The 22,353-nt window shown below is 42.7% G+C and carries 20 protein-coding genes and 1 pseudogene; 8 read left to right on the top strand and 13 right to left on the bottom strand.

Features of this window, described 5'->3' with window-relative positions; all coding sequences use genetic code 11:
- Positions 1 to 158 precede the first annotated feature (158 nt).
- Complete coding sequence (locus GRP75_RS08375) at positions 159 to 1,694, top strand: Ppx/GppA phosphatase family protein (RefSeq protein ID WP_160789072.1); 1,536 nt, start codon at positions 159 to 161, stop codon at positions 1,692 to 1,694.
- Here GRP75_RS08375 and ppk1 read toward each other — a convergent pair.
- Positions 1,654 to 3,762 carry a polyphosphate kinase 1 gene (ppk1, locus tag GRP75_RS08370; RefSeq protein ID WP_028541444.1) on the bottom strand — a complete coding sequence of 703 codons (2,109 nt, stop codon included), beginning with the start codon at positions 3,760 to 3,762 and terminating at the stop codon, positions 1,654 to 1,656. The genes GRP75_RS08375 and ppk1 overlap by 41 nt on opposite strands.
- Before the next feature lie 307 nt (positions 3,763 to 4,069).
- Here ppk1 and GRP75_RS08365 point away from each other — a divergent pair, with 307 nt between their 5' ends.
- The 3 genes from GRP75_RS08365 (at position 4,070) to GRP75_RS08355 (ending at position 6,036) form a co-directional block, all read left to right on the top strand.
- Positions 4,070 to 4,315: a hypothetical protein gene (locus tag GRP75_RS08365; RefSeq protein WP_007431922.1), complete on the top strand. Its 246-nt coding sequence runs from the start codon at positions 4,070 to 4,072 to the stop codon at positions 4,313 to 4,315.
- Between the two features lie 200 nt (positions 4,316 to 4,515).
- Complete coding sequence (locus tag GRP75_RS08360) at positions 4,516 to 5,178, top strand: futalosine hydrolase (protein WP_160789075.1); 663 nt, start codon at positions 4,516 to 4,518, stop codon at positions 5,176 to 5,178.
- Entirely contained in the window at positions 5,179 to 6,036 is an 858-nt protein-coding gene (locus GRP75_RS08355; protein ID WP_160789071.1) for a 1,4-dihydroxy-6-naphtoate synthase, read from the top strand. It abuts the gene before it with no gap.
- Positions 6,037 to 6,193: 157 nt separating this feature from the next.
- Here the strand turns inward: GRP75_RS08355 and GRP75_RS08350 are convergent, their stop codons facing one another.
- From GRP75_RS08350 to GRP75_RS08325, 6 genes are all read right to left on the bottom strand, one after another.
- Positions 6,194 to 6,514 carry a hypothetical protein gene (locus GRP75_RS08350; RefSeq protein WP_023990165.1) on the bottom strand — a complete coding sequence of 107 codons (321 nt, stop codon included), beginning with the start codon at positions 6,512 to 6,514 and terminating at the stop codon, positions 6,194 to 6,196.
- A 313-nt stretch (positions 6,515 to 6,827) separates the two neighbouring features.
- The gene (locus tag GRP75_RS08345; RefSeq protein ID WP_013311821.1) at positions 6,828 to 7,118 is read right to left on the bottom strand and encodes a hypothetical protein; all 291 of its coding nucleotides are present in this window, start codon (positions 7,116 to 7,118) and stop codon (positions 6,828 to 6,830) included.
- Positions 7,119 to 7,136: 18 nt separating this feature from the next.
- Complete coding sequence (locus GRP75_RS08340; RefSeq protein WP_023990166.1) at positions 7,137 to 7,463, bottom strand: hypothetical protein; 327 nt, start codon at positions 7,461 to 7,463, stop codon at positions 7,137 to 7,139.
- Positions 7,464 to 7,491: 28 nt separating this feature from the next.
- Entirely contained in the window at positions 7,492 to 7,836 is a 345-nt protein-coding gene (locus tag GRP75_RS08335) for a YkvA family protein (protein WP_048481562.1), read from the bottom strand.
- A gap of 263 nt (positions 7,837 to 8,099) precedes the next feature.
- Positions 8,100 to 9,866, bottom strand: a complete 1,767-nt coding sequence (locus GRP75_RS08330) for a cellulase family glycosylhydrolase (protein WP_160789070.1) — start codon at positions 9,864 to 9,866, stop codon at positions 8,100 to 8,102.
- Positions 9,867 to 10,510: 644 nt separating this feature from the next.
- Positions 10,511 to 11,428, bottom strand: coding sequence for a DMT family transporter (locus GRP75_RS08325; protein WP_028541440.1), 918 nt, complete (start codon positions 11,426 to 11,428; stop codon positions 10,511 to 10,513).
- Positions 11,429 to 11,576: 148 nt separating this feature from the next.
- Here GRP75_RS08325 and GRP75_RS08320 point away from each other — a divergent pair, with 148 nt between their 5' ends.
- The 3 genes from GRP75_RS08320 (at position 11,577) to GRP75_RS08310 (ending at position 13,578) form a co-directional block, all read left to right on the top strand.
- A complete protein-coding gene (locus GRP75_RS08320) occupies positions 11,577 to 12,455 on the top strand; it encodes a LysR family transcriptional regulator (protein WP_071642816.1) in 879 nt (292 codons plus the stop codon).
- 34 nt (positions 12,456 to 12,489) lie between these two features.
- Entirely contained in the window at positions 12,490 to 12,702 is a 213-nt protein-coding gene (locus GRP75_RS29590) for a transposase (RefSeq protein WP_160789074.1), read from the top strand.
- A gap of 165 nt (positions 12,703 to 12,867) precedes the next feature.
- On the top strand, positions 12,868 to 13,578 hold the full coding sequence (locus GRP75_RS08310) for a DUF421 domain-containing protein (protein WP_160789069.1): 711 nt from the start codon (positions 12,868 to 12,870) through the stop codon (positions 13,576 to 13,578).
- Between the two features lie 20 nt (positions 13,579 to 13,598).
- Here GRP75_RS08310 and GRP75_RS08305 read toward each other — a convergent pair whose 3' ends face one another.
- The 6 genes and pseudogenes from GRP75_RS08305 to GRP75_RS29585 form a co-directional block, all read right to left on the bottom strand.
- Positions 13,599 to 14,042: a ferritin-like domain-containing protein gene (locus GRP75_RS08305; RefSeq protein ID WP_160789073.1), complete on the bottom strand. Its 444-nt coding sequence runs from the start codon at positions 14,040 to 14,042 to the stop codon at positions 13,599 to 13,601.
- Positions 14,043 to 14,391: 349 nt separating this feature from the next.
- Positions 14,392 to 15,966, bottom strand: coding sequence for a sigma-70 family RNA polymerase sigma factor (locus GRP75_RS08300; protein WP_160789068.1), 1,575 nt, complete (start codon positions 15,964 to 15,966; stop codon positions 14,392 to 14,394).
- 525 nt (positions 15,967 to 16,491) lie between these two features.
- Positions 16,492 to 18,228 carry an ABC transporter ATP-binding protein gene (locus tag GRP75_RS08295; RefSeq protein WP_160789067.1) on the bottom strand — a complete coding sequence of 579 codons (1,737 nt, stop codon included), beginning with the start codon at positions 18,226 to 18,228 and terminating at the stop codon, positions 16,492 to 16,494.
- A gap of 76 nt (positions 18,229 to 18,304) precedes the next feature.
- Positions 18,305 to 18,913, bottom strand: coding sequence for a response regulator transcription factor (locus tag GRP75_RS08290; RefSeq protein ID WP_068941845.1), 609 nt, complete (start codon positions 18,911 to 18,913; stop codon positions 18,305 to 18,307).
- Between the two features lie 259 nt (positions 18,914 to 19,172).
- Complete coding sequence (locus GRP75_RS08285; protein ID WP_160789066.1) at positions 19,173 to 20,477, bottom strand: radical SAM/SPASM domain-containing protein; 1,305 nt, start codon at positions 20,475 to 20,477, stop codon at positions 19,173 to 19,175.
- A gap of 491 nt (positions 20,478 to 20,968) precedes the next feature.
- Positions 20,969 to 21,067 (bottom strand): annotated as a pseudogene (locus GRP75_RS29585) (iron-sulfur cluster assembly accessory protein); the annotation flags it as partial.
- Between the two features lie 230 nt (positions 21,068 to 21,297).
- Here GRP75_RS29585 and GRP75_RS08275 point away from each other — a divergent pair.
- Positions 21,298 to 21,975: a DUF4145 domain-containing protein gene (locus tag GRP75_RS08275; RefSeq protein WP_160789065.1), complete on the top strand. Its 678-nt coding sequence runs from the start codon at positions 21,298 to 21,300 to the stop codon at positions 21,973 to 21,975.
- Positions 21,976 to 22,353: the final 378 nt, after the last annotated feature.

Genomic DNA, 22,353 nt, shown 5'->3' with positions numbered 1-22,353 from the left:
CTTGGATGATTGTCCGCGGCATGTGTCTATTTCGACAAGATCATGGCGAACGGTAGCATGCACCGAGCATCACTGATACAATGACAATAATCTACTACCATTTGCACGGAGCAGCGGAAATTACCGGCAAATCGTTTTTTCAACAAGGAGGTCAACTCATGAATAGCAAAATTGGCATCATGGACATTGGCTCAAACTCCATACGTCTGGTGATCTATGAAATGACAGAGACAGGAGCCTATCGAATTGTGCAGGAATGCAAAGAAGCTGCCCGACTGAGCGAAAAGGTTGGGGCCAACGGCCGTATGGAACGGGAGGCGATTCGAAGCATCGCTCCATTGCTGCGCCAATTTATGGCGGTATGCCATATGCACGGGGTTGTCCGTATGCGTGCAGCAGCAACAGCAGCCATCCGCAATGCCACGAATTCGGACGAAATCGTCCAATGGATCGCGGAGGAGACAAATTTAACACTGGAAATACTGAGCGGAGAGCAAGAAGGCTATGCCGGTTTTCTGGGAGTAGTGAACACTATGAATGTGAGTGACGGAATCATTATTGACATCGGGGGTGGCAGTACCGAAATTACGTTGTTCCGCGATCGAGAACGACTGCATACTGTGTCATTTCCCTTTGGCGCCGTCAATATGAATTGGCGCTTTGGACGTGAGGTCAAGAATGGCGAATGGTCTCCTCAGCAGATTGAGGAAATGGAGAGCTTTGTCCGTTCTTCCCTGCAAAATCATGATTGGATCTTCTCCAATCCGGGTCTGCCATTCATCGGGCTAGGTGGAACCCTGCGTACTTTGGCTAAAATCAATCAGAAACGACTGGATTACTCACTTCCTGTGACGCACCATTACGAAATGACGATAGAAGATGTCGATTACTTCTATGGCAGTCTGCCCCATCTGCCCTATGAAAAACGCAAAAAAACAGCCGGCCTGTCCAAGGACAGAGCCGACATCATTGTACCGGGTCTTATTATATTGAAAACGATATTTGAAGCTGCTCAAGGCTCCGCGTATTTGGTCAGTGGAGCGGGTCTGCGAGACGGCCTATTTCATGAGCTGGTCAACGCTGAACAGCCCGTGGTAGCTAATCCGCTTATCACATCCATTCGCAATATCCTTTCGTTTGCTGTCCCGGTTAGCGAAGCGCATGTCAAGCGGGTTAACGAGTACGCCGTCCGTCTTTATGACACATTAGCTAACGGAACCTCAGCTGCTATGGACAAGCGCTTGTTACTGACCGCAGCAACTCTTTACAAGACGGGGGCTGCCTTGAATTATTATCATTTCCGCCAGAATTCCGTGTTCTGGATTTTACATGCAGGCATTGGCGGTTTATCCCATAGGGAAACGGTACTAGCCGCGTTGATCGCGGATTACCATCCCAAGAACCGGACTCCCCGTTTGCTACGCACACATGCCGATATTTTGGAGCCTTCCGACGAGGAACGTGTACATCGGCTCGGCTCGCTGCTCCAGCTCGCGATTGGCATGGATCGGAGTGAGTCGGGAATGATTACCAGCATCAATCCCACTACAGGGGATGACGCACTGCATCTTCGTCTGGAAAGCAAGAGTGAACCCATATTAGAACAACGGGAGCTAGAATCGGTTGCCAAGGATTTCCAAAAGGCATGGAATCTTACATTGTCGTGGTCCATTCTACCTTCTTCCAATTTCTAACCTTCATCGCTTCAGATTGGCTCCTGATGGGAGCCTCTTTGTCGTTTCTGGACACAAATTGATAGCTGCCGTTAGGCATAAGCTGGCGTGCCTTCACATTATCTCTTAACGATAAATGCAGAATATCTGCCAGCATTTCTTTGATCCCGTCATCATAAATCGGGCACATCAGTTCAATTCGGCGGGTCAAATTGCGCGTCATCCAATCTGCGCTGGACAGAAACAACTCGGAATTGCCTCCATTTTCAAAATAAAACAATCTGGAATGCTCCAGGAAGCGGTCTACAATACTGATGACACGTATGTTCTCGCTGAATCCTTCCACACCCGGACGCAAACAGCAGACCCCTCTAATGATAAGATCAATCTTCACACCTGCTTGGGAAGCCGCATATAGTTCATCGATCATCTCCTGATTGGATAAGGAGTTGATCTTGGCAATAATCCGGGCGGGCTTACCTGCCAATGCTTGCTCAGCTTCCCTACGGATGAGTTCAAACAGCTTGTTCTTCATTCCCGTTGGAGCCACCGTAAAAGCTTGCAAAGTCTTGAGCGCAGAGAATCCCGTGATTTCATTAAACAGTTCGGAAGCATCCTCGCCAAGTACCGGATCTGACGTAAACAATCCGATATCCGTATACACGCGCGCCGTGCTTTCATTATAATTGCCTGTGCCTACGTGCACATATCGTTTGAGTGCGTTGCGCTCATGACGTATGACAAGAATGATTTTGGCGTGCGTCTTCAAGCCAACCAGCCCATACACTACGTGACAGCCTGCTTTTTCAAGCGTACGCGCCCAGGCAATATTACGTTCCTCGTCAAAACGGGCTTTCAGCTCCACCACCACCGTTACCTGCTTGCCCGATTCGGCCGCACGTGCCAATGCCGGAATCAACTTCGATTCCCCGTTGACACGGTACAGGGTCATTTTGATTGCCATCACATCCGGGTCCTCTGATGCCTCAATGATAAAATCAGTTACCGCATCGAATGATTCATATGGATGGTACACGAGCACGTCCCGTTTGCGAAGTACGTTGAAAATATCCTCTTGCGGGGGCAGTTCTTCCGGATACAGTGGTTTGATTGCCGGAAATTTCAAATGCGAATACCCCTCCAAATGATCGGCAAAAGACGACAAAAACGTCAGATCCAACGGCCCGTCCATCTCAAACACATGATCGAACAGCTTGAATTCGCGTTGAAGCTCCATCAGGGCATAGGGATGAATCCCTTTTTCTACTTCCAGTCTAACCGGCGCCCCCCGGCGTCTTCGACGCAGCTCTTTTTCAATCTCTTCGAGCAAATCTTCGATCTCTTCTTCATTAATGGATAAATCGGAGTTACGCGTAACACGAAAGGCATGAACTGCCTCCGGAACATATCCGGTGAACAGCGTTTGGATGTGATGCTTGATTAGTTCCTCAATTAAAATAAATGATTTCTTCTTGCTGTTCGACCGCAAAGGCACCGTAACAACACGTGGAATATTCGAAGGCACCTGCACAATGGCAAAAAGTGGTTTATCCTCCTCTGTATCCCCGGGACGTCTCAAGACGACCGCTAAATATACGTATTTATTGTGAACGAGTGGAAAAGGACGGCTCTGATCGACCGCCATCGGCGTGAGCACCGGAAATATAATTTCATGAAAATATGCATCCAGCGACTTGCGCTGTGTCGTATTTAAGTCTTCATATTCGAACAGTAAAAGACCCTTTTTCGTCAAGAGGCGAGAAATATCACGATAGGTCCGGTATTGTTCCGATACCATTGAGACGGTACGCTTGATCAGGCGTTTGTACAAACCGGAGGGGGTATATCCCGTAAAATCCTTTTGCATAAAACCCGCCTTGATCTTCTCGCGCGTCTCTGCAACACGAACAGCCATAAACTCATCCAAATTGCTAGATACAATCGCCAAAAATTTGGCTCTCTCCAGCAACGGTGTATCTGCATCCTGAGCTTCCTGAAGCACACGGCGATTAAATTCAATCCAGCTTAAATCTCGGTTAAAGTAACGTTCTGACCCGGCTTTATCCTTATTCTGACTCTCTATCAACATATGGCCTCCATCAATTCATGCAGTATAGTTACCCTTTATTGTACTATTAGATGAAACGCACTAGCATCACAGCAGTGTAAACGCAATGTAAAATGTGTGTAAACACAAACTGGATGTTTGAAAAGGTCAATCGGATGCTTTACAAAAATAGCATTAAGCGGTACAGTGTTTACGTCTGTTTCATAGAGTAGATTGACGAACCGTTCCTTTTTCAGTTGTTTATGTTCATTATGATGTGTAGTAACCACTTAGAAGCCACGTTCAATTGCTGATTTTTAAATGGCATGATATAGGGAGGATTTACGTTATGGAACCCAAGAAAACGCCACGCGTACTGCAAAAAAACATCGAATTTTTCACCGCGGCGCTGTCTCAACACCTCGTTTCGGTCTGGCAAGAAGACCCTACAGGTGTATACTGTGAGATTGGCTGTGGATATATCGAGTTATTCAGTAGCGAGATGATTCGGGTGCGCAATCAAGATGGAACCCCAAGCCATTATGACCGCAATATCACCATGTTTCAGTTAATCACGAAGGATCAGCCGATATAATTATTATATGCTATGCCTGCGCTGTTCTTCCAGATTAGAATTGTTTTATGTTACAATTACCGATTTTCATATCTGCTGAATCCTGCAGTTTTTCCAAAAAGCGCCTCAGAGCGCTTTTTTTGTCGACTTTTTTTGAACATCGTTTCGAAAAGCAGTATGATAAGGGAGCATATTACCTAAATTTAAAGGGGAATCAACCGATGGAGCATACAACATCAGATGGACGCATCCTGGTTATGACCGCGGTTGAAGGCGAACGGGAAGCTGTACTGCGGGGCCTGAAAGGCGACACCCGTTTTGTGGTCGAGCTGGCTGGCGTGGGCGCACCGTCCGCAGCAGCTTCAACCGTGCTAGCACTGGCGGCGGCTGGTGACTACCGGCTGGTTATCAGCGCCGGAATTGGTGGCGGCTTCGTGGAGGTCGCTGCACTGGAAAGCGTCGTTGTTGCTGACGCGATCATTGCCGCCGACCTGGGTGCCGAGACGGCAGAGGGCTTCAGCAGCGTGGACGAGCTGGGTTTCGGCTCAAGCCGAATTGCCGTGAATGTTGCCACCGCGCAGCGATTCGTTCAGGCGTTGCGTGCCGCTGGACAGACAGCTGTCGCGGGGCCGATCCTGACCGTTTCCACAGCCACCGGTACGGCGGCAACAGCGGAACGGCTGGCCAAACGCGTTCCCGGAGCTGCTGCCGAAGCGATGGAAGGCTACGGCGTAGCCGTGGCGGCAAATAGACTGGAACTGCCGACGATGGAAATCCGCACGATTTCCAATGCTGTTGGTCCGCGTGACCGCGCAGCCTGGCGGATTAAAGAGGCTTTGCAAGCGTTGGAAGCCGCATTTTCTACATTAACGGAGGTTATATAGATGCAAATTGCTTTTTCACCTTGTCCCAATGACACTTTTGTCTTCCATGCCCTGGCGCATGGATTGATTCCGGGCGTACCCGCGCTGGACATTACATTTGCCGATATCGACATCACCAACAATCTGGCGATCACACCAGACGGACTGGATATCATGAAAATTTCGTATGCTGCACTCCCTTGGGTGCTGGATGAATACGCCCTGCTGCCTTGCGGAGGCGCACTGGGCCGGGGGTGTGGTCCGCTCGTGCTGACCAGGGAAGGTTCCACCGTCGAAGGCCCGAAAGCCCTATCCGGCAAGCGTGTAGCCGTTCCGAGTGAACGTTCCACTGCCTATCTGCTGTTCCGCCTGTGGGCAGCCAAGCATGTGCCTGGGGGTGTCGGCGAGATCGTCGTGATGCCGTTCGACCAAATCATGCCTGCTGTCCGTGACGGGGAGATAGATGCCGGACTGGTTATTCATGAAGCACGGTTCACGTATCCGTCCTACGGACTTAGTAAGCAAGTCGATCTGGGGAACTGGTGGGAAGAAGATACAGGGCTGCCGATCCCGCTCGGAGCTATCATTGCCCGCCGTACGCTAGATCTGGATGCGATCACAAACTGGATACGCGCCTCTGTCGAATATGCTTGGAAGCATCCTGAAGCTTCGCGTGAATATGTATTGTCTCATGCGCAGGAACTTTCACCCGATGTCGCCCAATCGCATATCGACCTTTTCGTAAACGATTTTACCGCCAATCTGGGAGACAGCGGATATGCCGCCATCGAAGCTTTGCTTGGTCGCGCTGCGCAGGAAGGGCTGGTACCTTCGTTTGATTTAGCCCAACTGCGCCCTACTTTTATAACAACACGTTAAAAGGGACAGACATGCCATGCATGTTTTCATGCTGAATAGAGTAGTTTAAACATATAAAACCTCCCGAACGAGCACATGGCCTAGCCAGGCGCCCCATTCGGGAGGTTTTATCATTTCATATGGCGAATCCTCATTCGGACTCGCTTGATCCTTATTCTTAGTTCTGTTCCTGCTCCACAACCTCGGTCTTAAATACGTTATCCAGTTTGGTACCCAATCTTTTGACCAGCGGCACCTTGATATCCCGGCTCAGCTCCTTGAAAAAAGCGTCCATGTCACAATTAATCTTATCCAACACGACCTTCACGGTACCCTCTTCCAAGATCTGCTCATTCAGATCCTCCGGTACGGTAACCGAGATATCATACTTCTTGCTTAACGTTTTAATGTAGCGGGTAAAGATTTCGATAAGCTCCTCATTGTTGAACTTCTCAACTGCAACTTGCCCTTTGTTAGTAAATTTCAAATTCACTCTCACGTTAGCATTTCCCCTTTTCCTTTTGACCATTTATTTTGGATAAACGTTGAACCTTTCAGAGGCTCTTCAAAGAAAGGGCCTTACCGGTCGTTTTAGACTCTTGTCCTTTGATATACTAAGTATAACACATTAAGGCCGTTTTCATTTCCCAACTTGTCGTTTTATGATAAAAAATGATACAATTTGCGCATTTTCAGCATAAATTCTTTCTTTTCATGCCAATCATTAGAAATAGTTTATACACAAATACACAAAAAAACGCCTATCTCGCAAAAGAAAGACGTTTCCGTATAGATGCCTAAGTGGTATGCATTTACAGAGGTTTCGTACATTCCCAACCGTGTGAACGATACTCACGCACAGCGTCTCGTATATCCTCAATATCATCAGAATGCAGCAAAACGGCAGGTAGAATTACCCAATATTCATTCTCCGCTAGATCAATAAATACGTCCTCGACATCGTAATATTGCATATCGCCAAATGCCGTATCCCTAATTTTCTGTCCAACCAAAGGTGTAAACTGGGAATCAAATGTTTTCATCACCTTCGTATATTCCTTCACGCCCGTTGCCGAGATCTGCTGTGAAATAATGACGCTCAATGCTGTTACCTCCCTGACCTAATAATGCTCATTATACCCTTCTCTCAGACCTTCTACAAAACCTTGTGCAAAAAAAATCATAAAAATCAATAGGCCGATGCCAATAGCTACGGAGCTGATTACGATAATGAAGATCCCCTGCGTGTCTCTTTGTTCCATCTTTTTAGTCAAAATTCCGAAAACAAGACCTATGATCCCCAACAAGCCTCCAACGACAAAAAAACTAAATACGAACCCCAAACCTGCAAAAATCCAGCCAAATAGAGCGAGCACCCAGCCCTGCGGCTGTGGCTCACTCTGTTTCATCTGCCAGCGTTCCCTCGCTGTAGGTGTATATCTGTCCATTCCTTAGCTCCCCCGCTCATTGCATCTCTTAAGAAAAAAATTCGCTCGCCTTCTCCCGATGGACAGGCTTGATATGCATGTCCAACACTTTCAAAGCTGCCAGCACAATCCCCGCATCATCTGTAAAACCCAACATTGGAATAACATCTGATATAGCATCTAATGGAGAAATAAAATACGCTAAGGCTCCGAATGCTACCCCTTTGGCATACAGAGGCGTTTCAGGATCTATCGCACAATAGTACATAGCCACCGCATCCTTCACAAAGGGAACTTTTCCAGCCGTGGACTTTACCTTATTGAAAAATCCCTTTTTCACCTGTTCTTCCTGTTTTGGATCATACTTGGCTTTGGTTACGTCAAAATCCTTCATAGGTTCCTCCTCTTGCTGACTGGTGAGTTTGAAAGTGCCACCTTCCCGCTTACCAAGCGGATAATTTTGAACCGTCATTTTCACTAACTCAACAGACTTATAGTCATATTTTACTATGACCTCCTTTGATATTCTAGTATATTTTTCCTATTCCTTGCTCCTATGTATTTGTACATGCTTTTGCTTACGATTCCAGAACAAACTAAACGACCTTTCCCATTAGAATTTCGAGAAAAGGCCGTTACTAAAACAATATGAATCTTTTACTGTTTACCGTTGCTATAAATCGTGCTTAACTTGGATGTTGCTCTGATGCCATTCGGACCTTCAATAATGGCATGTCCTTGTTCAGTATAGCTCGATCCTGCCCAGTCGTTTGACATATCCAAATATTCTAGACCTGATCCATTTCCTTTCCAAGACCATCCAAGATAACCTACACCTTTTTGTTGGGCATAACTCATAATGGTGGCCTCGTCAACATCACCATTTGTATGCTTGATTCCGAATTCTCCAATGATGAGAGCTAGATTTTTGTTTAATACATTGTCAATATTGCTTTTTACTGTTTCGGCATTTCCCCCAGCGTATTCGTACATATGAATGGAGAACATCGTATTTTTAAGCGGATCGGCATCAAACACTTGCGTTCCGTAGTCAAAAATCGACTTCGGATATTGCCCCCACCCAGCGGCGTCAACCATAATGGTATTTTTGATGCCAGCATTTCTTAGCTTTGGAATAACTGATTTATACCCCTGTGCCCAGCCGTTCCCATCCCAAGTACCAAACCATTCATTCGCGATGTTGAGAATGACTGTATTTTCTTTTCCAATCAGTGCACTTTTCATTTCAATCCAGTAATCTGCGATTTTATTCAACACAGCAGCATTATCATTTCCCGTACCATCATGTACTTCAAGGATAACAACCAATTTGTTTTGTTCTGATAAAGTGATCAGGTTTTGCAACGCTGACAAATCATCTTTCGTCCATTGTTGACCGTCAGACAGCACGATTCTAATCGTGTTCGCTCCGGTTTTGGCAATTGCAGGTATCGCAACCGACTCTTGACCTTTGTACCAAGTGTAAGCGTGATTAACTCCTCTCATGACAAAGGGATTTCCGTTGCCATCATAAAGCGTCGTACCTTTAACATAAAATCCTGTATTTTGAGAGGAGTCGGAACTTGTTGTTACTTTTAAGACATTACTTGGTTCCGAAATATTGCCTGCTGCATCTTTCGCTTTTACAGTGAAGTTGTAGGATGTGTTCGCAGTGAGACCCGTCACTGTATAACTTGTTGTGGTGCTCGTGCCTACCAGATCTGTTCCGTTATAAATAACGTAGCCAGTTACACCTACATTGTCTATTGAGGTCGTCCATGTAAGAGTGACAGATGTGCTCGTCTTGGATGAGCTTTGGAGGTTTGTTGGGGCGGTTGGTGGTGTCGTATCTGTTGTCGTATCAATCTGCGTGAATCTCCACCTTTGCTGAGCGCTACCGTTGTCGGCCCATTGTTGAACGTTTGCACCGTCATGGGTATAACCACCGACAACATCCAATGCTTTACCACTAGATTGCGAGATCAGCTTATAATATCCACCACCAACGTCAATGATTTTCCATTTTTGCTGAGCGTTCCCGTTGTCTGTCCATTGTTGAACGTTCGCTCCGTCATGGGTATTACCACCGGCTACATCCAATGCTTTGCCACTAGATTGCGAGATCAGCTTATAATATCCACCACCAACGTCAACCACTCTCCACTTCTGTTGCTCCTTTCCGTTATCGGTCCATTGTTGAACATTCGCTCCGTCATCCTTTGATCCCCCTTCAACTTCCAGGCTTTTTCCGCTATGCTGTGCAGTAATTTTGTAAACAGCATCTGAAATAATATCCGATTGGGCAGACGGTGTTGAATCAAGCGCTAGATTAGTAACTCCATCATTGTTAGCGCTTACAATCATGGTCGGCAATATATAAACAAGCATTCCTAACGAGATCAAACACGACAATAATTTCTTCATTTTGTACCCTCCAGGTAACCAGCGTTACAATTCACCGTTTGCTCGAAGTTTCCAACATTTCTATTTAACCGCATCTCAACATACACCTCTCCCTTAGCTTATATATTCAAATTTCCATCCCTTAGGCACGTACTATGATCTCTCCCTCCCGGCCATAATTCGGAAAAGAAAAAAGAACCAAAAGAGCTCTATCCTAATATTAGGTAAACGCTTTCAATTATTCCAAACTAATTATGTGATTGGTAAATGAATTCTTACTCATTCTAGTTTACGTTATACCAAATGTCAATTGTTAGCATAACAAAAATATGTAAAATACAATCATTATAAAAAACAAATATCCTATAAACATAACAAATTAGTGATATTGAGTACCACGTTTCTTTTATCACCTCTTTTTTTGCTCTAAAATATTATATTCATTGAATTCTTTACATAAGAACGAAAACTATAAAAAAAAACAAAAAAAAACCTTTAACGTCATTTTGTTAGTTTAATGTTTTTTATAACAGTACATCTTGTTAGCTAATTTGGTACGACAAACCTCTTTGAAAATCATAGTCAAAAAAAGCACGCTATATTGGTGCTTCCAATATGCGTGCATGAAAGAAGTTATTGAAGTTCTTCCTGATCCATCGCCCCCGTTAATCCTCAAATGTCTCACCGTTCTGATACTTGGTTGATAACTCTATTCTTTCTTTAATATTTACCAGATACACACTGCCTGCAATCAGCACCAGTCCCACAACAAACGTCAAAGTAAGTGATTCCTTGAGCATTACCATACTAAAGACCGTGGACAACACCGGTATCATAAACGTATAGGAGCCGACGGTTCCTGCATCTCCGTTATCGATCAGTTTAAAATAAATCATCCAGCCCATCGCAATCACGAATATCGAAATAAACAATAAAATCGCGATAAAGGAGGTAGTCCAGTGAATATCGCTCCATTTCTCGGTCGTAAATCCAATCCCATTGAGTATGATCCCCCCAAAAATGAGCTGCATCGTCACCGCCCAAATGGAGTCCAATTGATTGCTTTTTTTCTTCATATAAATCGTTCCGAGCGCCCAGCACAGTCCTGAAGCTAGCCCCAACACAATGCCCAGTACCGACAAATGCCCTGCCATCCCACCAGAGCTAATCACGATCACCCCGCCAAAACCCAGTACCAGTCCAATGACCTTCAGGGGAAACATACGCTCCCCCAACCACATCCAAGAGAATAATCCCAACAAGATCGGCTGAAGGAACACTAAAGTGGAAAATAACCCAGCAGGCAAATAACGTAGCCCTACCGTCTGCAAGCCATAGTAGCCTGCAATATTAAATATGGCCAGCACAAGATAAGTCCACGCATTCTGTCTAAAGCGCAAGGTTTCCCGGTGACGCATAGCGAACAATAGCAGAATCACACCACCCAGTAGGGTACGGATTCCTGAAAAAAATATCGGCGGTGTATCTGGCAAAGCCAGCTTGGTCAACGGCCAGTTGATCCCCCATACCATCACTAATATCAAGACAAGCCACAGTGTAGCTTTAGGTGTTAATTTTTTCATAGATATCTTCTCTCCCTTAGATTTTCATCGTTCATTGCTACCGACTAAAATCTGAATAGCCGTTTGCAAAGTTTTGCTTTACTAGCGTATACTGTGATCACTAATAAATAAAATGAATGTTTTCAATAAGGGAGATAACTTTTCACTTATGACCATTACTCAAATTATGATCTTCGTTCGCGTAGCTGAAACGCTAAGCTTCACCCAAACTGCCCATGAGCTGCATATGACGCAGCCCGCGGTCAGCCATGCCATCGCCAGCATCGAAAACGAGCTGGATGTCCAGCTATTGCTGCGCGACCGAAAAAAAGGAGTGCTGCTGACAGATATCGGGAACAAGGTACTGCTGCAATTCCGTATGATGCTGCAAAGCATGGAAAAGGTACAGCAGCAGGTGGCTGCTGAAAAAGGTCTAGACGTGGGCACGATCACGATCGGTGCCTTTCCTTCTGCCTCAGCCTATTTTCTGCCCCCGATTATTCATCATATTCGTCAGCATTATCCGAACCTTGTTTTCGACCTACATGAAGGCTCCACGAATGAAGTCAAGGAGTGGGTGCATACCAGAGAAATCGAAGCGGGTATCATCCTGTTACCAGACCCTCAGGTAGATGTCATCCCTTTATGTCAGGATGACATGGTTATTCTCCTGCCAGACGGTCACCCTCTACAATCGCACAATAAAATCGCCATTCGAGACTTGAATGAGCAGGATATGATCTTTTGTAAAGGTGGACATGAGGTCGCCATTATGGAAGGTTTTGAACGCGAACAAAGTCAGTTGCAGGCACAGTTCATTACTCATAATATCAGCACCTTGGTCAGCATGGTTCGACAAGGACTGGGTATGGGTATTGTCTCTTCACTCGCCTTGTCCACGTTCCCCCATGATCTGACCGTCAAGGAGACTTCACCTCTGATCACACGCCAAATCGGTATCGCTGTACCATCCCTGCATAATGCTTCACTTGCTGTACAGTTATTTGTGCGAACCGCGCAGGAGCTATTTACGGATTCGAAGCAGTAGAAGCATTGGATCATGATCATAAGGAGGTCTATTCATATGCAGAGAAATCAAATCATTCGACCAAACAGCTAAATTTCTAACCTATTTAGTAGCTACACAACTACAAGAACACACAGGCAAGGCTCCAGTTGTTGTTTTAGAAGTTGTGGCTGAAATCGGAGTTGCGAGACAATTCGTGGGGCCGAAACAATTGGTTGCCTATACTGGACTACGACAAAGAGCAAATCAAAAATTAAAGGTCTATTAAGAAATGAAAAAGAAAGAAGACAAGCCTTACAAGGTAGCTGGGATCGCCTGCGCCAACAAGCTTATACATCACATATAATACATTAATTCCACCGGTATATTATTCTAGTGCGGCGGGTAACCTATATGCCGAATACCTGCAATTTTTAAACTAGGAGGGTTTTGCATGAATGGCCATCTCGTTATTTTGATCAGAAGTTTTTCAGCATTTTTTATCCTAATGATAATTGGGAGAATATTAGGGAAGCAAACCCTTTCCAATATGAACTTTCATGAATTCGTAACGGCAGTTATATTAGGAGCTATGGCTGCTAACTTTGCATTTAACGAAAAAATAGAAGTTATCCACCTATTAATAGCCCTGTCCGTTTTTACAATTACTTCTTATGTTTTGGCCAAGCTTTTTTTGAAATTCAGAAACTTTAAGATGTGGACAGAAGGAGCACCCACCGTTCTCATAGAAGGAGGGCTCATTCTCGAAGATAACTTAAAAAAAAATAATATGACATTGGATTCTTTAAATCAGCAGCTTCGCCAGAAAGAAATTTTTAATATAGAGGAAGTGGGGTACGCCCTCCTTGAGATTAACGGAAAACTATCTGTTCAAAAGAAAAAGGAACTGCAAGCCGTGACATTAAAAGACCTGCAGTTGAATGCAGGTAATGCCACACAGTTCCCAATTGAGCTTATAATCGACGGACAGCTTTTGCATGGCAATTTAAACTCCAATCATATTTCCGAATCATGGCTGCTGTCTCAACTAAAGGCACGCGACAAAAAGTTAGAGGACGTATTCTATGCCGTTAAAGGCAGCAACGGCCAACTCTATGTGGATGAATATAAGGATAAAATCCATCATCCAATTGATGTGGAGTAGTATTGACTTTCGATCAATAGTTACCTAAGATTCAACGTAATCAGATAATTGTATTTAGCAGCGTGCTTAAGCTCATCCAATATGATACCGTACACTGTGTCCTTATAAATGCCAGCAGGCAAACCAAACCAGATGTTGCGATACCGTTCCACCGCACCCAACTCTCCCATCAAGGCGCGCTGTAGACCTTCTGTATAGGATTGCACCCTCTCATATTGCTCACTACTAATTCCTGAAATTTCCTGTCCTGTCAAAGCCCGATACATCTCTCTGAACATTTTATTGTGGCCGCGCTCATCGTTACGGATACTTTCAATAATAGCCACCTGCTCTTGTGAGGGAGCCAAATTGATCAATTCATCGTAGAACAACTCATCGTTACGCTCCCCTTGTACCGCTTCCTTTATCATTTGTACTGCTTTCGGAAATCCTGTGTTCCAGATAGGTACAAAATTGGCACGCATATAGTATGAATTTCCCCAGTAAGAAGGTACTTGATACAAGTTTATCTCCTCCCGATGTTAGTTTTTAGAAAAATATATGCGCATCTGCCCATGTCGGTTCCTAACATTAGGAAAATATACTGATGATAGCTAACACCGGGGAAGAACTCACTAAAAAATCAATTACAATTTGTGTCCTAGTTGAAAGTGCTGCATCTATTACTATAAGCTACAGAGAAATAGACGAGGGACTCCTTGACAAACATTAGCTGGTTTTCTTGTCTTAATATGGTCTACTAAAAAATAAATAGGAGTTTTCCATAAACGGGAAACTCTTTCGCACTTTAAACAATCTGCTTCTGTACTTTCTTCAATGTCGGACCAATCCACCAGCCAAATCATCCCATCGCCAAGAAACCTCATGTCCATGGAGATGCAGCCCCCCAAACCACTCGTCGATCCCTTGAACTGCAATACGGTCCACTGATTCATTCAGTACCTCATTACCCAACTCTGTCAGGATTACCTTTCGGTTCAGAAAATCCGGAATTTGTCTGAAATCCAAGCTGGCCTCATCCCCGTCAATGATCAGCAAAGGATGTTCGCCTTGCGCCAAAGCACGAATAAATTTCCAGTATTCGAGATCACCCATCCCAAGCACATGCAGGACGTCAGTTACCTGACGAAACAATTCCAATGGCGTATTCACTCCATTATGAACGGCCTGAAGCGTGGTCTGTTCCACAACGCCAAGGCCATTCTGCTCCGAGGGCAGCCGCTTGAGATGTGCTGTGAAGGCTTCATAGGCAAAAGGCAGGCCGGATGCTGCCAGTTCTGCCTTCTTGTCTTCCAGCAGATTAGCCATTTGAACAGGATCAGGAGAAGCATACGCCTGCCAAAGCTCGCTTCCAAGCTCCATTTCTTGCCGCCCAATAGTCCGCCAGGTCCCGGATAATGTTTGAAGCTGTGCCGGAGTGAGCTGTCCCAGACCATGAAACCGTTCGATTCCCGGAAACTCCCCAATACAGAGCAGGCTCAGCTTCGTGCGGCCCAGTTTCTGTCTTTTGAACCAGTGAAGCAGATAGGCGAGCATGCTCTGATCAAACAGGTCATGCTCAAACCACAACACGACTTCATCATACTTAATAAATTCACGAAGTTTCTGCTCTTGTTCCTCACAGCTCGTAATATATTTGCTGGCCGGAATACCCATCGTTTCTTCCAGGACCTGGGCCCGCAGTGCCCGTTCTTCCGCCCCCGCTGGATTTGCAAATATCGGTCCTGCCGGATATACCTCTCTCCATACAAGCACATCACCCTGTACAACACCCTGCTTCAACATCTCACCTACAACATCACCGTTAACAATATGTAGCATGTTTTGCCCTCCCTCATACAAATGATTGAACACGGAAACGAGGTCGGCTACCGGGAGTGTACCTTTCAACTTTCGGCGGGCATCGTGCAGCCGCTTCTTAAGCGTCGGGACCGGAGTGCCCAGATAATCGGAAATTTCCTGCAGAGAGTAGCCGTAAAAATAAAACAATCGCAGAGGCATGCGCAGCTTGGCAGACAGTGCCTTCACCGATTGTTGCAGAACTTGGCTCTCCTCCCTACGCTCCGCAATTTCTGCTACACCCGGTACTCCTCCGGAAACCTGTACAGCCTCATCCAGAGGAAGCATCGAATGATGCTTCCGCCGCAGCATCCGCTGGCACTGTCTTACGACAATGGTCTTGAACCAGCCTGGAAAAGCGGACGGGTTCTGTAGCTTCTCCAGATTCTGATAAGCCTCTATGAACGCATCCTGCACGGCATCTTCCGCGAGATGAACATCCTTCAGCATGTCATAGGACACCGCATAGGCCATCCCGCGAAAATGCAGCATCAGCTGCCCAAACGCTTCCGCATCCCCTAGCCGCGCCTTTTCAACCCACTCCCTCATACGTCCCTAGCCTCTTTTCTTTCGTGTTCTTATTCTTAAGTGCCAACTCCGTGGGGGAAGGTTACAAATCATATGATGAAAAAATGAAATGATTGATAAATAGCGTCACTGAACACAGCTGTACGCAGCAACCATATTAACAGATTCTTTCTCAAAAGAAGCATAAAGTAGCTACAGGTTGTTGGTTTTTAACGGAAATATATCATCCTTTATTTTTCACGAGGTTAAGCTCAATTCCATTATCCCTATCCTTCTGCATTAAAAGCGCATACTAAAATTATAGAGAAGATAAATTATCACTATAAGAAGTTATGCAATAACAAATGCTGATTAAATGTACAGCCATAAAAAAACACTAAAAGGTGCCCGCCTTTAATTGGCCAAACACTCATTTAGTGATTCAATTTAAAAACTAATCGTTAGTAAACTAACATCGACATTGAATCGCGACAGTTTTGGTGCGTATATATGATCAGGATAAAGGTCTTACTATACTCAGATCAATTGCAGTACCCATAGTTATGATTAATTTACCACGTAAGAGATTGGACTATCTTTATGTTGTGTCATTGTCGACTCCTCTGCCAATCCATACATATGATAGAAGCAACCCTGAAGCTCTATTAATTCACAAAATGTCCCTCTCTCTATAATTGCTCCATCAGCGAATACAAATATCATATCATAGCGCTCTAATACTGGTTTTGATAACCGATGAGTAACCATCACGCATGTAGTATTGTCTAAATTCAGAACTGTTTCTTCAACAGCATTTGCTGTTTCCTGATCAAGTGACGAAGTCGGCTCATCCATTAACAATAGAGGAGTGCGACGTATTAACGTCCTTGCTATGGCTATTCTTTGCTTTTCACCTCCAGACAAAAAACTTCCTTTCTCTCCAACCTGTGTCTCCATTCCATTGGGTAGCTTATTAATTAGCATACTCAGACCAGATTTTTGAATAGCATCTTCAATTTCCTTATCAGAAAACATCTGGTGTAATACAATATTTTCCTTAATGCTACTATCAAATAAAAAAACATCCTGATGCAGGACAGACTCCAGTCTGCACCAATCCTCCATATTGATTTCCTTTAAATCTACTTCATCAATACTGATCCTGCCTTTGTAGTTCTCATATTGCTTCATTAAAAGCCGTAATACCGTTGATTTTCCTGACCCGCTCGGCCCGACTAAGGCATACTTCTTCCCTAACTCCAAATCCATATTTAATCCATGTACATTATAGCAGTCATCTTTATAACCAAAAGACACTTCTTTTAACGATACTTTATCCTGGATAGTCGGTTTGCGAATGTAAATCTTGTCCTGTTGCTCTGTATGTAAAAGTTGTGTAATCTTTGCCGAGATATCACGTAACGACTTGATTTGAGTTATATATTGAATACTCATTTGTATCGGATTAACGATGCTATTAGTTAGTTGAACACAAGCAATCATAGTTCCCAACGTGATAAGCTGCCGTAAAGTAAGGAAACTCCCAATAATAAATACTGAAATAAACATAAATCCACCAAATACTTCACTAATAGAGGTAACCCAAGCACTCAATTTCTGAAATCTATATTTTTGATTTTCCGTCTCCTGATTAATACCATCAAATTGTCCTTGTACATGCCCCTCAATACCAAAGCTTTTAATAACTGCAAATCCTGAATACATATCATTCGTATGAATCATAAATTTTTCTAAAGCTTCAACTACTTTTCTCTTACAATTTACAAGTTTCTTTTCAAACATTCGAGGGATAAACATAGATGACAGTGTTAATAAGACAAGGGCTATGACAATTGTAGGACTGAGTAAAAACATCGCTAACAAAGATGCTGAAAAAGATATAAATGTCCCAATTAACGAGAATATATTTTTAAAATAATCATCTTCAATCATCTTTATATCATTACTAAAAATAGAAATATACTTGGCGCTATGATTTGAAGAAAATTGTGTTAGACTTTTATTTAAAATATGCTCAAATACAATTTCTTTTAGATTAAGCATGGTCTTCCTCATATAAGAAGCATGAGATAAATTCGTTAGTAATCGAAGTATTGCACCCAGAATGATTAAAAATACAGCCAAAAAAGCTGATTTAACAAATTCTTGTTCACTTCCGGTTGTAACAGTGTCTACCAATTTCTTAAAGATAAAAGCCATATACATATTCATGAGACTTGATAAAGTGATGCAAATGATAAGTAATATTAACTTAAATCTATACTTAAACAAAAAAAGCTTCATCACTAACCCCCATTAGAATATATTTTTGCTGATCATTGACTGCGAGATTTTTCTTGTATATTTTAATTTATAATTTTCACACATTAATCATCCCTCTATTTTTAGCAGCAACTACAGCTTCTAATCTCGAATGCACCTCAAATTTATTAAAAATATTAGTTAAATAATATTCCACAGTCCTTTGACTAACACAGAAGATGACAGCGAGTTCCTTATTGCTTTTCCCCTCTGCGATGCATTCCAAAATAGACCGTTCCTTGTTGTTGAGCACTACATAATCCATTACTCCTTCACGGTGATGAAGTTGTTTTAATAAGGCTACGGGTAAAACGGAAATACCGTTTAACACGTTTCTTATAGTCCAAATTAGTTGATCGTGCGAAGGATTATTTTCAATAAATGCTATAACGCCCAGGTTTAAGAGTTTATCCATCATTGTATATGTATGAACCTGTCCAATAAATAGTATGGGTATATCCTGAATTAGATGGATACATTCCAAATCTACAGGAAGCATTTTATTCAAATGATAGATACATAGATTAAAATTATATTTAGTTAAGTTCTCTTTTGCTTCCAAAATAGTTCTGATAAGTGTGACATGTATATATTGATCTTGTTCAATCCACGACTTGGTAACCTCTCCTGATTCAGGATGATCATCAATAAGTAAAATGCTGTACATTTGACTAACCTCCTGCGTATTTTATACTTACTAATATAATTCCTCGACAAAGTAGCTAAATAACCGCCTGTCTACTAAAGATAAACAGGCGGTTTCATAATAAAGAAGATTACCAGGAGAAAATAATGCAACCATGATAATACCAACAAGTACTGGCAGGTTCAACAGAACTTTGGGCTGCTTTTGGCTCTACAATCCAACGCATATTTCTCACCTCCTTTCAAAACTACAAAAGAGCGAAATAATAGAAAGTTAATACTTATACTTCAAGTCGGTGATAATTAAATTTAAGCATTTCACCTAAATTGTACTTGTACTCACAACAAACAGGCTGTTTGTCGATACTTTCAAACGCTTGCTGGGCACAACCTCCGCCACATAACGGCAGCACTGAGCAACTTCGGCATTTTTCAATTTTATATGGGGAATAATTAAGCCACTTCTCCGTACGCTCATTAGAATTTATACCATTACTAATATGACCTATCGCATAATTTGAGTTTCCTACCGTATTCCAGCATTTTTGAATCCAGCCATCTGGCTGCACTACAATTGAATTATCTGCAATAGCAGCACAAACAACAGGTACATATTGAGGGTAATAAGAAATATTAAGCCCTTTTTCCAATGCTTTCTCATACAAGCTCAGAATAACTCCAGAGAATTCTTGATTGGCAAAGCAGCTATTACTACTTGAACAACCTCCTGCCACATAATCAGTGGTGGCAGAAAAATAAATATTCACTTTTCCCCTAAAGTCTTGCTGCCCTAAATAATCCATATAATCTTCCATTGAAGCTACGTTGTTCAAATCTACATTTGAGCGTATATTAATGTGAATAAAATCACATGAATCTCTAATATTATTTATTATTTGATCAAATGTCCCTTGTTGGTTCGCCAAAACCCTTCTTTTATCATGATTCACCTTATTACCATCGATCGTAATTTGAATACTTTTCAAACCCAAATCTCTTAAAATAACGGCACGACTTTTAGTTAATAAATATCCGTTGCTAACCATGTAGTGCGCTATTTCAATATGTTTCAGCGCTGCCATAGTATTCATTTGATCCATGAGCCGAGTAACCTTTTTAAATTCAAGTAATGGTTCTCCGCCTGTCCAATTGACAGTAATATGTTTCAAATCTGTAGCTTCCATTGCACTTTCTATATAATTCAAAATATCTTGCTGAACTTGATCAGTGAAAGAATGATTACCTGTTTTCTCAGTCAAATTTTCATAGCAATAAGAGCATCTGAAATTACAATTAAACGTAGGTAAAATTGTAAGATGTAATGTGCTTTTTTGATATCTAGTTGTAGTGAATGACTTCTCCATTATCTCTAATTCATTAACGGGATTCAGATATAAAAATCGTCCTTGTATTAAATGTTCTAACTCCTCACAATTCGTTAGATAGGAAAAATCTTCATTAACGAGGGCATCGTATAAGTCCTTCTTTATTTCTCCTAACCCGTTAGTCAGGCTATTATATATTAAGTATTTCCCTTCTCCATCCTCATCTAGTTTCAAGTACTCGTTGTAAGAAGAAATTTTCATGTGTACCCCTTCTATCATTTAGTATTAAGTACTAGATTGACCTACTTCCACAATGCACTGAACTAAATAACTATTTATTACATCATTTTACATCAGAATAATCAATAACCATTCATTCATCTATTTGATTATATTTTACCATTATCTTTCTTAAAAATCACCGCAAATTAACCGCAAATTATAAATAAAGCAAAGATAAAATCATAGAGTGTAAGACAGACTATTTAACAAAAGTGGCCCTAGTTCCCCTGTTTCTACCCACTGGCAGAAACGAAAACACAAAAAACCTCCATAACGATATAGTACGCGACTATACCGCTGGAGGTCTTAACTCACAAACCTAAAATAAATATTTACATTTCGTAATTGTTAGCGTTCATCATGCAAGATTGTACGCGCTCAAGCACACTCAATAACCACACATAATCTGCAATTTTTTGTATTAATTATCGTTCAGATTTATTTTCATACCACCACTCGAAAAACCTGAATTAACAAGGCTCTTCGTTCGGTTTCCCGGCATCCGTAGCTGTACGGAAGCTTGAACCACAGCCACATGTCGCTACAGCATTCGGGTTATGAATCGTGAATCTGGCGTTAGGCTCACGTTCGGCCAAAACCGCGTCAGATCAACGTTTTTGAGCATTGAACGGGATTGTGGATACGCACGACTACTTGTTAATCACACGCCTCTACAGCGTATAATCACGTTAATCGTATTCTACCCTAGTACATAGCGCGAAGCAACTTGTATTTTTAATTGTAAAACTTAGTAATCTGTAAGATAATTCAATTAAAACTAGAATTGAGGTTTCTAAGAATGAATAATAACTACAGATTCAGACTCCGCTCAGATTGGGAGTATATGGAGGAGATTCCAGATGAATGCCCTGTTTGTCACTATTCAGTGTCTCCTATAATCCTAGCTGTTTATGAAATGGATAGATCATATGTCACTCACTACCGCATATTCTGCTCCTGCCCAAGAAATGAATGCTTAGAATCCTATATTGTTTCTTTTATTGAGGAGTCTGGATACATGGGAAATGTACCTGACGTATCGTTCACTGGATTTGCGCCCTTTACTCCACAAGACGAAGACTTCACTGATGCGGTTAAATCAATCTCAACAAATTTTGTTAGGATTTATAATCAAGCCAAGTATGCAGAGGACAAGAATTTAGACGAAATATGCGGTTTAGGTTATAGGAAGGCTTTTGAATTCTTAATAAAAGACTTCTTAGTACACAAATATCCTGATGATACAGAGGAAATCAAAAATAACGTTAAACTAAAATCTCTTTTGGATAAATATGTAGAAGATTCTAACGTCAAGTTTCTCGCTGAACGAACAGCTTGGCTAGGAAACGATCACGCTCATTATACAAAAAAGTGGATTAATAAAGATGTTTCTGACCTCAAGAGACTTATTAAGACCTCTCTCTATTGGATATCATCTGAAATAGAGCTTGAACATTATCGCTCAGAGATGGGCTAAAAACGATGAATAAGCGCCCGCAACGGATCACTACCGTAGACGAGCGCTTTATTATTTCCGGAAGTTAATTTTGATACGCTGAAATTTCGTACACCAGATTCCGGGCCGCACGAGGGGACGCTTGGGGGTAGCGGTCGTTCCTCATAGCGCTCTGTCTCCGCTTTACTCAGCGTTTTTCACCGACTCATTTACGTTATCTTCTGAATCGGACACTCGGACGCACAGGCCCACGTACCGGATAAATATACAACGTGTGTTTACACTGGAGATTGTTAATTTGCAATCCGCAATCCTGTGTAAACCTCCAAATCCTGCGCCCCGTCTACGTTTGACGGACAGCCACAAAAATGTACCGTATACATCGTATATACATTACCA

Source organism: Paenibacillus sp. OT2-17, from assembly GCF_009827695.1.
Taxonomy (GTDB): domain Bacteria; phylum Bacillota; class Bacilli; order Paenibacillales; family Paenibacillaceae; genus Paenibacillus; species Paenibacillus polymyxa_B.
This window is presented reverse-complemented; position numbering and strand designations above follow the sequence as displayed.

Coding starts and splice junctions, on each gene's coding strand:
- GRP75_RS08375 (WP_160789072.1), top strand. CDS start 159: ATGAATAGCAAAATTGGCATCATGGACATTGGCTCAAACTCCATACGT.
- ppk1 (WP_028541444.1), bottom strand. CDS start 3,762: ATGTTGATAGAGAGTCAGAATAAGGATAAAGCCGGGTCAGAACGTTAC.
- GRP75_RS08365 (WP_007431922.1), top strand. CDS start 4,070: ATGGAACCCAAGAAAACGCCACGCGTACTGCAAAAAAACATCGAATTT.
- GRP75_RS08360 (WP_160789075.1), top strand. CDS start 4,516: ATGGAGCATACAACATCAGATGGACGCATCCTGGTTATGACCGCGGTT.
- GRP75_RS08355 (WP_160789071.1), top strand. CDS start 5,179: ATGCAAATTGCTTTTTCACCTTGTCCCAATGACACTTTTGTCTTCCAT.
- GRP75_RS08340 (WP_023990166.1), bottom strand. CDS start 7,463: ATGGACAGATATACACCTACAGCGAGGGAACGCTGGCAGATGAAACAG.
- GRP75_RS08335 (WP_048481562.1), bottom strand. CDS start 7,836: ATGAAGGATTTTGACGTAACCAAAGCCAAGTATGATCCAAAACAGGAA.
- GRP75_RS08330 (WP_160789070.1), bottom strand. CDS start 9,866: ATGAAGAAATTATTGTCGTGTTTGATCTCGTTAGGAATGCTTGTTTAT.
- GRP75_RS08325 (WP_028541440.1), bottom strand. CDS start 11,428: ATGAAAAAATTAACACCTAAAGCTACACTGTGGCTTGTCTTGATATTA.
- GRP75_RS08320 (WP_071642816.1), top strand. CDS start 11,577: ATGACCATTACTCAAATTATGATCTTCGTTCGCGTAGCTGAAACGCTA.
- GRP75_RS08310 (WP_160789069.1), top strand. CDS start 12,868: ATGAATGGCCATCTCGTTATTTTGATCAGAAGTTTTTCAGCATTTTTT.
- GRP75_RS08305 (WP_160789073.1), bottom strand. CDS start 14,042: ATGCGTGCCAATTTTGTACCTATCTGGAACACAGGATTTCCGAAAGCA.
- GRP75_RS08300 (WP_160789068.1), bottom strand. CDS start 15,966: ATGAGGGAGTGGGTTGAAAAGGCGCGGCTAGGGGATGCGGAAGCGTTT.
- GRP75_RS08295 (WP_160789067.1), bottom strand. CDS start 18,228: ATGAAGCTTTTTTTGTTTAAGTATAGATTTAAGTTAATATTACTTATC.
- GRP75_RS08290 (WP_068941845.1), bottom strand. CDS start 18,913: ATGTACAGCATTTTACTTATTGATGATCATCCTGAATCAGGAGAGGTT.
- GRP75_RS08285 (WP_160789066.1), bottom strand. CDS start 20,477: ATGAAAATTTCTTCTTACAACGAGTACTTGAAACTAGATGAGGATGGA.
- GRP75_RS08275 (WP_160789065.1), top strand. CDS start 21,298: ATGAATAATAACTACAGATTCAGACTCCGCTCAGATTGGGAGTATATG.